The 13398-nt window shown below is 52.2% G+C and carries 10 protein-coding genes and 2 pseudogenes; 10 read left to right on the plus strand and 2 right to left on the minus strand.

Annotated features, from left to right (window positions below; translation table 11 throughout):
- Positions 1–125 precede the first annotated feature (125 nt).
- The 6 genes and pseudogenes from MKQ70_RS13230 to MKQ70_RS13255 all read left to right on the plus strand — a co-directional run bounded on the left by MKQ70_RS13230 (position 126) and on the right by MKQ70_RS13255 (position 7653).
- Positions 126–3172 (plus strand): annotated as a pseudogene (locus MKQ70_RS13230) (efflux RND transporter permease subunit).
- Between the two features lie 23 nt (positions 3173–3195).
- Positions 3196–4455 (plus strand): TolC family protein, encoded by a 1260-nt coding sequence (locus MKQ70_RS13235; protein WP_248071762.1) that lies wholly within the window; start codon positions 3196–3198, stop codon positions 4453–4455.
- An 11-nt stretch (positions 4456–4466) separates the two neighbouring features.
- The gene (locus tag MKQ70_RS13240) at positions 4467–5678 is read left to right on the plus strand and encodes an efflux RND transporter periplasmic adaptor subunit (protein ID WP_248071765.1); all 1212 of its coding nucleotides are present in this window, start codon (positions 4467–4469) and stop codon (positions 5676–5678) included.
- A gap of 9 nt (positions 5679–5687) precedes the next feature.
- Positions 5688–5885, plus strand: a complete 198-nt coding sequence (locus tag MKQ70_RS13245) for a hypothetical protein (protein WP_248071768.1) — start codon at positions 5688–5690, stop codon at positions 5883–5885.
- Positions 5882–6772 carry an HAD-IC family P-type ATPase gene (locus MKQ70_RS13250; RefSeq protein WP_248071771.1) on the plus strand — a complete coding sequence of 297 codons (891 nt, stop codon included), beginning with the start codon at positions 5882–5884 and terminating at the stop codon, positions 6770–6772. The genes MKQ70_RS13245 and MKQ70_RS13250 overlap by 4 nt, the downstream gene beginning before the upstream one ends.
- Positions 6706–7653, plus strand: coding sequence for a heavy metal translocating P-type ATPase (locus MKQ70_RS13255; protein ID WP_248071774.1), 948 nt, complete (start codon positions 6706–6708; stop codon positions 7651–7653). Before MKQ70_RS13250 ends, MKQ70_RS13255 begins: the two co-directional genes overlap by 67 nt.
- Before the next feature lie 164 nt (positions 7654–7817).
- On the opposite strand, the gene MKQ70_RS13260 is transcribed toward MKQ70_RS13255, so the two are convergent.
- Entirely contained in the window at positions 7818–8156 is a 339-nt protein-coding gene (locus MKQ70_RS13260) for a winged helix-turn-helix transcriptional regulator (protein WP_248071777.1), read from the minus strand.
- A gap of 78 nt (positions 8157–8234) precedes the next feature.
- On the opposite strand from MKQ70_RS13260, the gene MKQ70_RS13265 reads away from it, so the two are divergent.
- The 3 genes and pseudogenes from MKQ70_RS13265 to MKQ70_RS43755 all read left to right on the plus strand — a co-directional run bounded on the left by MKQ70_RS13265 (position 8235) and on the right by MKQ70_RS43755 (position 11906).
- Positions 8235–8411, plus strand: a complete 177-nt coding sequence (locus MKQ70_RS13265) for a DoxX family protein (protein WP_248071780.1) — start codon at positions 8235–8237, stop codon at positions 8409–8411.
- Positions 8412–8685: 274 nt separating this feature from the next.
- A pseudogene (locus tag MKQ70_RS43750) lies at positions 8686–10862 on the plus strand (S41 family peptidase); the annotation flags it as partial.
- Positions 10863–10937: 75 nt separating this feature from the next.
- Positions 10938–11906 (plus strand): S41 family peptidase, encoded by a 969-nt coding sequence (locus MKQ70_RS43755; RefSeq protein ID WP_504909735.1) that lies wholly within the window; start codon positions 10938–10940, stop codon positions 11904–11906.
- A gap of 42 nt (positions 11907–11948) precedes the next feature.
- Here MKQ70_RS43755 and MKQ70_RS13280 read toward each other — a convergent pair whose 3' ends face one another.
- Entirely contained in the window at positions 11949–12314 is a 366-nt protein-coding gene (locus MKQ70_RS13280) for a hypothetical protein (protein WP_248071796.1), read from the minus strand.
- A gap of 441 nt (positions 12315–12755) precedes the next feature.
- Between MKQ70_RS13280 and MKQ70_RS13285 the strand changes: the two genes are divergently transcribed.
- Positions 12756–13379: an LLM class flavin-dependent oxidoreductase gene (locus MKQ70_RS13285; RefSeq protein ID WP_248071799.1), complete on the plus strand. Its 624-nt coding sequence runs from the start codon at positions 12756–12758 to the stop codon at positions 13377–13379.
- The last annotated feature ends 19 nt before the right edge of the window (positions 13380–13398 follow it).

Here is a 13398-nt window from a genome sequence, read left to right on the forward strand (position 1 = left end):
ATTTGATGCGATGGCTATGACGGCTTACTGTCATATCCCGCAACGCATATAAACTGTACATCAAACTTTTGTCTGATGTGCGGCCTCGTATGCAGCGTTGCCATGCTCTATCCCTGTAAAGCAACATGTTAAATAAGATCATTCAGTTTTCCATAAAAAATAAGCTGATCATCGGGCTATTCACGCTCGGACTGATCATCTGGGGAATCTACTCCCTAAAGAAACTGCCCATCGACGCAGTTCCCGACATCACCAACAACCAGGTGCAGATCATCACCCTGTCGCCCTCGCTGGCCGCACAGGAAGTCGAGCGACTGATCTCCTTCCCGGTGGAACAGGTGATGTCTACCATCCCCGAAATTCAGCAGGTGCGCTCTATTTCCCGCTTCGGCCTGTCGGTAGTCACCATTGTTTTTCATGACGATGTGGATATTTACTGGGCGCGCCAGCAGGTAAATGAAAAACTGGCCGAAGCAAAGAATAATATTCCCGCGGACCTTGGCAACCCGGAAATATCTCCTATCTCTACAGGTCTGGGCGAAATATACCAATACGTCATTCACCCTAAACCGGGATATGAACAACAATATGGTGCCCGGGAGTTGCGCTCCATACAGGACTGGATCGTACGCCGGCAGCTGCTGGGTACACCCGGTGTAGCGGAAGTGAACAGCTTCGGCGGACTGTTAAAGCAATATGAGATCGGGCTCGACCCCGACAAACTGCGCAGTTACGACCTGAGTATTACGGATGTATTTACCGCGCTGGAAAACAACAACCGTAATGCGGGCGGCGCTTACATCGATAAAAAGCCCAATGCCTACTTTATCCGCACAGAGGGCCTGGTAGGCAACATCGACGATATTAATAAAATTGTAGTCAAGAACAGCCAGACCGGTACGCCGGTACTGATCCGCGATGTAGCCACCGTCGAAATCGGCCACTCGATCCGTTACGGCGCGTTGACCCGCACCACGAGGGAAAGCAGCGGCGAAGCAGTGGGCGGTATTGTCATGATGCTGAAAGGCGCCAATGCCAACCAGGTAGTAAAAGAGGTTAAATCCAGGATCGACCGCATCAGCAAAACCCTGCCCGAAGGTGTGGTCGTAGAGGCCTTCCTGGACCGCAGCGCGTTGGTAGACCGCGCCATTGGCACAGTCGCCAAAAACCTGGTAGAAGGTGCATTGATCGTGATCTTCGTATTGGTATTGTTCCTCGGTAACCTGCGCGCAGGACTGATCGTGGCTTCGGTGATTCCCCTGGCCATGTTGTTCGCTATTGCGATGATGAACCTCTTTGGTGTGTCGGGTAACCTCATGAGCCTTGGTGCCATTGACTTTGGCCTTATCGTCGACGGTGCGGTGATTATCGTCGAAGCTACCATGCACCATCTTGGCATGCGCAATGCAGGCAAACTCACACAGGCGGAAATGGATGACGAAGTATACGACTCCGCGGTAAAGATCCGTTCTGCCGCCGCCTTCGGCGAAATCATCATCCTTATCGTATACCTGCCCATCCTCGCGCTGACAGGCATCGAAGGCAAGATGTTCCGTCCCATGGCGCAAACCGTATCGTTCGCGATCCTCGGCGCATTTATACTGTCTATGACCTACGTGCCCATGGTATCGGCACTGTTCCTTAGCAAAAACACCACCCACCAACGGAATTTTTCCGACCGGATGATGGACTTCTTTCACAAACATTATTTGCCCGTCATTAAAGGCGCTTTAAAAAGGCGTATGCTCGTTACGTTTACAGCGGTGGGACTGCTGGCGGTGAGCATCTTTGCCTTTTCACGCATGGGCGGTGAGTTCATCCCCAACCTGGAAGAAGGCGACTTCGCGGTGGAAACGAGGCTGTTGACCGGGAGTTCGTTGATGCAAACGGTAGATAAGGTGAACCAGGCATCCGATATCCTCGTTAAGAAATTCCCGGAGGTAAAAGAAGTAGTAGGTAAGATAGGCGCCGCCGAAATTCCAACCGACCCCATGCCGATGGAAGCCTGTGATCTTACTATTATACTGAAAGATAAAGATGAATGGGTATCGGCCAGCACCCGCGAAGCACTCACAGAGAAGATGAGTGAAGCACTGAAACAGGTGCCGGGTGTCAGCTTCGGCTTCTCACAACCCATACAACTGCGCTCCAACGAATTGATCTCCGGGGTCAGGCAGGATATCGGTATAAAAATCTTTGGAGATGACCTGGAAGTGCTGACCGACTTATCTAAAAAAATCGGCGGCATCGTGTCGCAGGTAGATGGCGCCAGAGACCTGTACCTGGAACAGGCGGAAGGTTTGCCGCAGATCGTGGTGCACATCAACCGCGACCGCATAGCGCAATATGGCTTAAGCGTGGAAACCGTGAACCAGGCAGTAAACGCGGCTTTCGCCGGTCAGTCGGCCGGACTGGTATACGAAGGCGAACAACGGTACGACATGGTGGTGCGCCTTTCACAACAAAACCGGCAGGGAATTGATGACGTAAAGAATATTTACATCACCTCTCCTACAGGCATCCGGTACCGCTGGAACAGCTGGCCGATGTATCGTTCAAACTCGGCCCCAACCAGATACAACGCGAGGATACCAAACGCAGGATCATCGTGGGACTGAACGTGCGCGGGCGTGACATCCAGAGCGTGGTAACGCAGATACAGGACAAAATCGAAAAGCAGGTCAAACTACCTGCAGGCTATTACATTACTTACGGCGGACAGTTCGAAAACCTGAAAGCAGCGACTGCACGCCTGTCGATCGCCGTACCGGTAGCGCTCGCGCTGATACTGCTATTATTGTATTTCACATTCGGATCTATGAAACAATCTTTCCTGATATTCACCGCTATCCCCATGGCAGCCATCGGTGGCATCTTTGCCCTTATACTGCGCGGTATGCCCTTTAGCATTTCCGCCGGCGTAGGTTTCATTGCGCTATTCGGCGTAGCGGTATTGAACGGCATCGTACTCATCACCGAGTTCAACCGGTTGAAAAAACAAAACAAATATTCGCTGGATGAAATTGTATTAAAAGGAACGGCGTTACGGTTACGTCCCGTACTAATGACGGCCACCGTAGCCTCACTCGGCTTTTTGCCGATGGCGCTTTCTACCGCGGCCGGTGCAGAAGTACAGAAGCCGCTGGCCACCGTAGTCATTGGGGGCTGCTGACCTCTACCATTCTTACCCTGATCGTGTTGCCAGTATTGTATACCTACTTCGAAAAATGGAAACCTAAAGTACCAGCGCTGGTAGTGCTGCCGATAGCATTACTATTATCCACCGGCGCCAAAGCACAACAGATAAGCATGGAAACAGCGGTGGAAACGGCACTGCGTAACAATCCCGGCATCAAATCGTCCAACCTGCAAATTAGCCGTGAGCAAACACTCAAGGGCACTGCGGCTGATATAGGTAAAACGAATGTGGGGGTGCAATACGGTCAATTTAACAGCATCAGGAACGATAACAATATCAATATCTCACAAAGCATTCCTTACCCGGGTGTGTTCCGTAACCGCAGCCAATTATCGGACGCCCGTATCGAAGGCGCGAAAAAGAACCTGGCGGCGGATAAAAATGAACTCACTTACCAGGTAAGAAGCGCTTACGGACAACTGTCATATTTCTTCGCGTTGCAGACCCTTTACCAGCAGCAGGACTCTATTTTCGGCAGCTTCCAAAAAGCAGCGGGTCTGCGCTATCAAACGGGCGAAAGCAACCTGCTGGAAGCTACTACCGCGGAAACGCAGTACAACGAGGTGCGTAACCAGATGGAGAAAAACCGGGCAGACATTCGCGCCTACACCGCCGAATTACAACGGCTGCTTAATACCAGCGAAGCACTATCACCCGACCCCGATTTTGTCGCGGAAGTCTACCTGCCGGATAGCGCAACATTGACCAACCCGCTGATCGCCTTGCAAAAGCAACAGGTGGCCATTGCCGACAAAACGGTCCGGCTGGAACGGTCCCTGTCCGGCCCCGACTTTACACTGGGCTATTTTAACCAGTCGCTCATCGGCACGCAGAATGTAAACGGTACCGATGTATACTATGGTGGTGGAAAACGCTTCCAGGGCGTGCAGGCGGGTATTGCCCTGCCGATTTTCTTCAAACCCTTTTCCTCCAGGATAAAAGCGGCGACTATCGACAAACAAGTAGCGGAAACCCAGCTCAATCTATCTGAAGTAAACCTTAAAGGGGCATTTAGTACGGCTTACCAGGAATTACTGAAGAACATGCGCAGCATGCAGTACTACGAAAAAAACGCGCTCCCAAATGCTGCACTGCTGCTGAAACAGGCGCAGGTAGCATTTCAGAATGGGGAAATTGGCTATGTAGAATACCTGCAAAGCCTGCGTACTTCGTCTGATCTGCGCTTTGGCTACCTACAGTCCATCAATCAATATAACCAATCTGTTTACCGCCTTAAATACCTTGCTGGCTTATAAACTGTAACAACATGAAGAAGTTCACTATTTACATACTGATGGCCGCTGCGAGCCTGCTGGCGGCCTGCAACAATAAGCAACCCGCCGGGGAAGCAACAGCGGAAGCACATGCCGAAAATGAGAACATCGTTGAAGTAACGGCCGCCCAATACCAGGCCATCGGCATAAAAATGGGCTCTCCCGAAATGAAAGCCATCAGCGGTTTGCTGAAGGTGAACGGTTACATCGATGTGCCCCCGCAAAACCTCGTGAGTGTAACCACCCAGATGGGCGGCATCGTAAAATCGACCCCGCTGCTCCAAGGCAGCACGGTGAAGAAAGGGCAGGTCATTGCGGTGTTGGAAAACCAGGACTACGTACAATTACAGCAGGACTACCTCGAAAGCAAAAGTCAGCTGGAACTGACCGATGCCGAATACCAGCGGCAGCAAACGCTGGCGGCACAAAATGTGAATTCACAAAAAATATTACAGCAGGCTAAAGCACAATACCAGGTAGCGCAGGCCCGCGAAAGCGCACTGCGCCAGCGCCTGCAGCTGATCAACATCAATGCGGCGCAATTAACGCCGGCCAATATCCGCAGCCAGGTAAACGTATATTCACCGGTTGCCGGCTATGTAACCAAAGTGAACGTGAATGGCGGGAAATTTGTTAACCCCAACGATGTGATGTTCGAAATCGTGGACGGCACCGACCTGCACGTGGAACTGAACGTGTTCGAGAAAGATGCCGCCACCGTGAAACCGGGACAGCGCGTACGCTACACCCTCGCAGGCGAAACCACGGAGCGGATCGCCAAAGTAGACCTGGTAGGCCGGGAAATAAGACCCGATAAAACGGTGACGGTGCACGCTATTGCCGTGAGCAGCGAAGCCTTTTTACCTGGCACTTACCTCAAAGCCCTCGTTGAAACCGGCGAAACCATGGCCCTTACCTTACCGGAAAGCGCGATCGTGGACTTCGGCGGCAGGAAATACATCTTTGTAGCTGCGGACGCCCCGGCACATGCGCACAAAGACGGTGAAACACATATCGAAAGCGAAGCGGACAAAACGCAGTCGTATTATTATGAAATGATCCCCGTTACCACTGGTAATGCTGATGGCGGATATGTACAGGTGACGCTGCCCGGGAACAAAAACTATAACGAAAAAGTAGTCCTTACCGGCACTTACGATCTTTTGTCTACATTAAAGAACAGCGAAGAGCACGCAGGACATTAAAAAATAACTATGGAAACAACACATCACAAAGAGGATGGCCATAACCATGCACATGGCGGCATTTTCGGAACGAATACGGAATTGATTTTCTCGCTGATCTGCGGCGGTTTGCTCGGCATTGGATACTTTATGCCGGCACCAACCAGCCTTATGCTTTTCATAGCGGCCTATTTTTTGGTGGTTTCTTTACGGCCAAAGAGGCCGTGACCACGGTGGTGAAGGGCGGTTTTGAAATAGACTTCCTGATGCTGGTCGCCGCTATTGGCGCTGCCATACTCGGTTCCTGGGCCGAAGGCGCCCTGCTGCTGTTCCTGTTCAGCCTGGGCCATGCACTGGAACACTACGCCATGGGTAAGGCCCGCAAATCGATAGCAGCCCTGGCGAATCTCGCCCCTCCTACCGCGCTGGTGTTACGCAACGGGCAAACCAGCGAAGTGGGCATAGCGGAGCTGGTAATAGGCGATATCATCCTGGTAAAGCCCAACACCAAAATCCCCGCAGACGGCGTAGTGGTAAAAGGTACAGGCAGCGTAAACCAGGCGCCGATTACCGGCGAGAGTGTGCCGGTGGAGAAAACGGCTGTGCCGCATGCCAACATCGACTATAGCAAAGAGGCGAAGATAGATGCCAGATACCGGGTGTTTGCAGGTACGATCAATGGCGCATCTGCCCTCGAAATAAAAGTAATAAGGGAAGCACAGGACTCTACCATTTCGCGGCTGATAAAAATGGTGAATGAGGCGGAACAACAAAAATCACCTACACAGCTATTCACCGATAAGTTCGAGAAAATATTCGTCCCGGCAGTACTGATATTGGTAGGATTACTTTGCCTCGCGTTCTTAGTCATCGATGAACCGTTCAGCAAGAGCTTTTACAGGGCCATGGCGGTATTAGTAGCGGCCAGTCCCTGCGCACTGGCTATTTCCACCCCCAGCGCTGTACTGAGCGGCGTGGCACGTGCAGCACGTGCCGGTGTACTCATCAAAGGAGGCGGCCCGCTGGAAGACTGGGCTCACTCGGCGCTATGGCCTTCGATAAAACAGGCACGCTTACCGAAGGCAAGCCCCAACTCACCAACGTTATTCCTTTAAACAGTATGGACGAAACCGGCCTGCTTACAATAGCCGTAGCCGTGGAACAACAGAGCGATCATCCATTGGCGCAAGCCATTGTAAATGGTGCGAAGGAAAGGATCAAAGACGCACCGATACCGGCTGCCACCGACGTAAAAGGTATCGTTGGCCGCGGTGTTTCCGCAACGATCGCCGGCAAACAAATACGCATTGGCAACAAAGCGCTATTCGACCACATCCCGGACACCTTATCGCAGCAGGTCAGCGAGCTTGAAAAGCACGGCAACACGTCAATGCTGGTTCAATCCAACAACGACTTTATCGGCATTCTCGCTTTGATGGATGTGCCGCGCGCCGAAGCGGCGCCTACCCTTAAAGCCTTATCTGAACTGGGCATCCGCCGCATGATCATGCTTACCGGCGACAATCAGCAGGTAGCGGAAGCAGTCGCTAAACAGATCGGCATCACCGATCCGATGGGCGGCCTCATGCCCGAGGAAAAGGTAAAGGCCATGGAAGAATTGCAACGGACCGAAAAAGCCGTAGCCATGGTGGGCGACGGTGTAAACGATGCACCCGCCATGGCCAAAAGCACCGTAGGCATTGCCATGGGTGCAGCCGGCTCCGACGTGGCACTGGAAACCGCCGACATTGCACTCATGGGCGACAAGCTGGAGGGCCTGCCCTTCGCGATCGGACTAAGCCGCAAAGCAAAACGGATCATTCGCCAGAACCTCTGGATCAGCCTCGGCATGGTGGCTGTACTAATACCGCTGACAATATTGGGCATCGCGTCTATGGGCCCGGCAGTGATGGCGCATGAAGGATCTACGCTGGTGGTGGTGTTTAATGCGTTGCGGTTGCTGGTGTATAAAAAGGAGGGCGGTCAACGATTGTGATCGCAATAACTCGACCTTAGCGCTATCGTTTCCTGCTGCGGCACCGGCCGGGGATTATACCGAAAATTTCACTAACGAACATTGCGCGATACCTGTTTACCAGCAGGGAGGCGTTGAGCAGGGCGCGGGTGATGTTTACGAAGAAATTTGGGTCTTCGATGTGATTACTTCCCTATCACCTCCTTGCGATGTGCCGCTCCCCACAGCTGCAACGTTTCCAGTACCTTTTCCAGCGATCTCCCATGTTCGGTAAGCGCATACTCCACTGTTGGCGGAAAGCTGTCGATCACTTCCCTGGTCACCAGTTTGTTAGCCTCCAACAACTTCAGCTCGCGCGACAATGTTTTATCCGTAATCCCCTTCACGTCACGGGCAATTTGGGTGAAACGCTTAGGCCCCGCTGAAAGCGAAAACAATATCAACAATTTCCATCTTCCTTCCATCGTTTCCAGCGCATCTTTGATGAAAAGGGCGCTTGCGGGACATGTGCCGTCTGTCAACATAATCAAAATATTTAGCCCGTTACTATCCGAGCAGGAAGTGAGGTCCGGGTGCGCAGCAAATATAACTAGGTTTGCCGTATGAGAAACGTACTACTTTGGATCGCGCAGGCCATACTGGCGGCACTGTTAACCTGGGCAGCCGTGATGAAATTATTTCAATCGCCTGCGCAGCTGGCAGCAATGTGGCCCTGGGCCGCAGAAGTACCGGTGGCATTGGTGAAGTTCACCGGCATCGTAGACCTGACCGGGGACTAGGCCTGGTACTGCCCGGAATACTGCGGCTGAAAAACGGGTGGACGGCGGCAGCGGCTTTTGGCATTGTGCTATTGATGATATGTGCCGGGGTGTTTCATGCGATGCGTGGGGAAGCCATCGGGTTCAACGCGTTTATGGCGTTAGTCGCCGCGGGTATTGGCTGGGGGCGGCTACGCAGATGATGCAACCGGGCTTTTATCAAAATTGCAAAAAATCCTGTATTTTCATCGAAACCCTCCCATCTATGCCCCGGAGGTGTTAAAAGCACATGCTCATGAAGAAAATACTAACCTGCGTCCTCTTATTCGGAGGCACCCTCTCCTTAAAAGCACAACAGGAGGCCCGGCTACTACGCTTCCCTACCGTTCACGGCAACCAGGTGGCCTTTACGTACGCCGGCGACCTTTACGTGGTGGCATCAACAGGCGGCGTGGCCCGGCGCATTACCAGCCATCCCGGTTACGAAATGTTTGCCCGCTTCAGCCATGACGGGAAGTCGATTGCCTTTACCGGGCAATATGACGGGAATACGGAAGTATTTGTTATACCGGCTACCGGCGGTGAACCGAAACGGATCACGTACACGCCTACACTCGGCCGCGATGATGTGGCAGACCGCATGGGACCCAACAACATCGTTATGGGCTGGACGCCGGATGATAAAAGCGTGATCTACCGCGGTCGCGGTACCTCTTTCAATCCATTTAAAGGAAAAGTGTACCTGGCGCCATTAAACGGCGACCTTAGCCAGAATTGCCCTTCTCCGTTGCCTCCTGGCTTTCTTATAATGCCGATGGCTCCAAAATAGCGATGAACCGCGTATTCCGCGAGTTCCGTACCTGGAAGAACTACCGCGGCGGTATGGCAGATGATATCTGGCTGGTAGATGCAAAATCCGGCAACACCGAAAACATCACCAATAACCCGGCACAGGATATTTATCCCATGTATCACGGCGACAAGATTTACTTCGTAAGTGAGCGCGATAAAACCGCGAACATTTTTGTATATGACACTAAATCCAAACAAACGCAGAAGGTAACCGACTTTAAAGAGTTCGATGTAAAGTTCCCTTCTTTGGGCGATCATGCGATCGTGTTCGAGAATGGTGGCTATATCTACCTGCTCGATCTTGCCAGTGGACAGAGCAAAAAGTTAAGCATCACCCTGGCGGAAGACCCGGCCTCCGGCCGTTCCAAACAGGTAGATGCGGCGGAATACGTGTACAGTTCTGATCTTTCTCCCGATGGCAAACGCGCGGTATTCAGCGCCCGCGGCGATGTATTTACTGTGCCGGCTAAATCCGGCGTAACGCGCAACCTTACACAATCCAGCGCGGCACACGACCGCAACGTGGGCTGGAGCCCTGATGGAAAGTGGATCAGTTATGTTTCCGACCGCTCCGGCGAAGATGAGCTGTACATCCGGGAACAGGGCGGCACGCAACAAGCGAAGCAGCTGACCAAAGGCGGCGGCGCTTATAAGTTCAATCCCATATGGAGCCCGGACAGCAAATACCTGCTGTTCGGCGATCGCGCACAGAATCTTTATATCGTGGAGGTAGCCTCCGGCAACCGCACATTGGTAACACACTCCGACGATGGCGGCATTGGCGCTTACTCGTTCGGGCCGGACAGTAAATGGATCGCCTTTACCGCACCGGGTAAAGCACGCGAGTTCAGCGTGATCAAGTTATATAACATCGATACTAAAAAAATAATAACGGTGACCGACACCTGGTACGACAGCGACGGCGCGAAGTTCAGTCCCGACGGTAAACTGCTGTACTTTGTATCGCAGCGCGACTTCAATCCTACGTATAGTCAAACCGAATGGAACCATGCCTACACGGACATGGCCCGCCCGTACTTCGTGCGCCTGAGCGCAGCTTATAAATCACCACTCGCCGATAAGGATGACGAAGTGAACGAAAAGGCCGACACCACCTCGAAAAAAGGCGGAAAAACAGTAGTGGTAGATGAAGCCGGCCTGGCCGACCGTATCGAAAGCCTGCCTGTATCGCCCGGCTCCTACGGCGGACTTGTGCCCATTGAAGATGGTGTGTATTACTTTACCGCCGGCCGCGGTGCAAGAGGACTCAAGTTCTTTAGTCTGACCGATCTGAAAGAAACAGAAATAGGCACCTTTGGCGGATATAGTATCACACCGGATGCGAAGAAAATCCTCTTCCGCACCGGCAACGATTTCTTTATTGAAAGCCTCGGCAAATCAAAGATCACACCCACCAATAAAGTAGACCTCTCCGGCTTAAAACTCCGCGTAGACCTGAAAGCCGAATGGAAACAGATTTACGATGAAAGCTGGCGCCAGATGCGCGATTACTTCTATGATCCAAACATGCATGGCGTAAACTGGAAAGCGATGCACGACAAATACGCGCCGCTCCTCCCCTACGTGAATCACCGCGACGACCTTACTTACCTGATCGGTGAACTCATCGGGGAACTTAGAGTGGGCCATGCGTATGTCAACAGTGGCGACAGACCTCCAGTCGACCGTATTCAAATGGGACTGCTTGGCGCCAGGTTCAGCCGCGACAAGAGTGGGTTCTATCGTATCGATAGCATCCTCTCCGGCGAAAGCTGGAACAAAACCATGGTATCGCCTTTACGTGCGCAGGGACTCAACGTGAGAGCAGGCAATTACATCATCTCGATCAACGGCACGTCTATGAAGTCAGTGGCCAACCTGTACGAGCCCTTAGCCGGCAAAGCAGGCCAGCTGATCGAGATCGAGGTAAACAGCACACCGTCGGCCAGCGGCGCCAGGAAAATACTTGTAAAGCCGGTTGCCGACGAGGCACAGCTTTACTATCATGAGTGGGTACAGCAGAACGTTGCGAAAGTAACCGCGGCCAGTGGCGGCAGGATCGGTTATGTACATATTCCCGACATGGGTGTGGAAGGGCTGAACCAGTTCGCACGCTACTTCTATCCGCAGCTGGACAAAGAAGCGCTCATCATCGACGACCGCGGTAATGGCGGTGGCAATGTATCGCCGATGATCATCGAGCGGTTGTTACGCCAACCTGGCCTCGGTACGATGTGGCGCAACAGCAAAACAGCATCGATCAAACCGGATGCGCATGTAGGTCCCAAAGTCTGCCTGATCGACCAGTATTCTGCTTCGGACGGCGACCTGTTCCCATGGCAGTTCAAATACCATAAAATAGGCCCGCTGATCGGCCAGCGCACCTGGGGTGGCGTAGTAGGCATCAGCGGTTCATTGCCCTTTATCGATGGTGGTGACATGCGGAAACCGGAGTTCGCGCATTTCGCGGCAGATGGCTCTTCGTTCATCATTGAAGGCGAAGGTGTGCATCCCGACATTGAAGTGATTAATGATCCCTACAATGAGTACAAGGGCATTGATACGCAGTTGGCAGAAGGCATCAAAGTATTGCTGGAAAAATTGAAAGCAGGTGGCCCTACGGGCGTGCCGAAAATTCCGGCTTTCCCGGATAAGTCTAAATAAAGAAAAAGGCCCGGTTAACGGGCCTTTTTTCTTTATATCATCTTAATTCCGGTAGTAATTCAACAACAACACGCCATGCCCATAACTATCCAGTGTAAAATCCCCCGTCTTCAATACATTCCCGTCTTTATTCAGGATCGAGATCGTATACGTTGCGCCCGGCACACCGTCGCTCACGCTGGCGGAAAAACCGGCGCCTGAGATGTTTTTATGCAGCGTCACCGTCTTCTCCCATGGTGGTGTCACGTCCTCTTCATACTCAATATCATCCGGCACCTCCGTCATGTTCGGGTCGGTCATCGTTGGCGTATACTGCACCTGTACAATGGACGTGGCGGGTCCTGTGAGTTTATAGGTGTACGTATAACCGGGTGCATTACCGCCGCCTTTGGAGCAACTAATCAGCACGGTCGTGGCTAATAAAAAAATTGATGTGAGGATTTTTACTTTCATAGCGATGCAGGGCGGCAAATACCATACCACGCTGCATGATAAGAAAGGGGAGCGCGCGGGAACGCTCCCCTTTCGATATATATTAAACCAATAATGTCAAAGAACGTAAGCGCCGGCAATTATCTTACGACAGTACACCGGAACTAATGCAAATATCAGGTTGAAACCTCCCTTTCAGCATATCACTTTATCGCAAAAAAGAGTCAATTTGTCGCAAAGATGGTGGTGAAAAATGCGTTTTGCCATATCCTTTTCGGTTAAAAGAGAGTCAGGTTCTGTCAGCTTGAAAATCGACGGTTCTGTACCGGTATCTTGCTATCCTGCAGGTAACCACAGCAGGCCGTTCCGCCAGCCATATAATGGTTATCTTTGCAAATAGAAAAGGAGACGAGACGTATGAAGAAAATAGGATTCTTATCATTCGGACATTGGTCGAACCACCCGGCATACAGGGCCCGAACGGCGGCCGATACGCTGCTTCAGTCTATTGACCTGGCAGTGGCGGCGGAAGAAATCGGTGTAGATGGCGCTTATTTCCGTGTGCATCACTTTGCTGCACAGTTGGCATCCCCTTTCCCGTTGCTTTCCGCTATCGGCGCAAAAACAAAAAGCATTGAGATAGGTACCGGTGTGATCGACATGCGCTACGAAAATCCGCTGTACATGGTGGAAGACGCCGGCGCAGCCGACCTCATTTCGGGCGGACGATTACAATTAGGCATCAGCAGGGGATCGCCCGAGCAGGTGATTGATGGCTGGCGTTATTTCGGATATGAGCCGGAAGCAGGGGAAACGGACGCGGACATGGGCCGCAAAAAGGCCTTAACATTCCTCCAGCACTGGAAGGAAAAGGCTTTGCAGAACCCAATCCTTACCCGATGTTCCCGAACCCTCCGGGACTATTACGACTGGAACCGCACTCCAAAGGATTACGCGATCGTATCTGGTGGGGCGCTGCATCCAATGCAACCGCGGTATGGGCCGCCGAAAACGGCATGCTGCTGCAAAGTTCTACCCTGAAGTTCGATGAGAATGGCAA

The sequence above is a fragment of the Chitinophaga sedimenti genome, assembly GCF_023156195.1.
GTDB lineage: Bacteria > Bacteroidota > Bacteroidia > Chitinophagales > Chitinophagaceae > Chitinophaga > Chitinophaga sedimenti.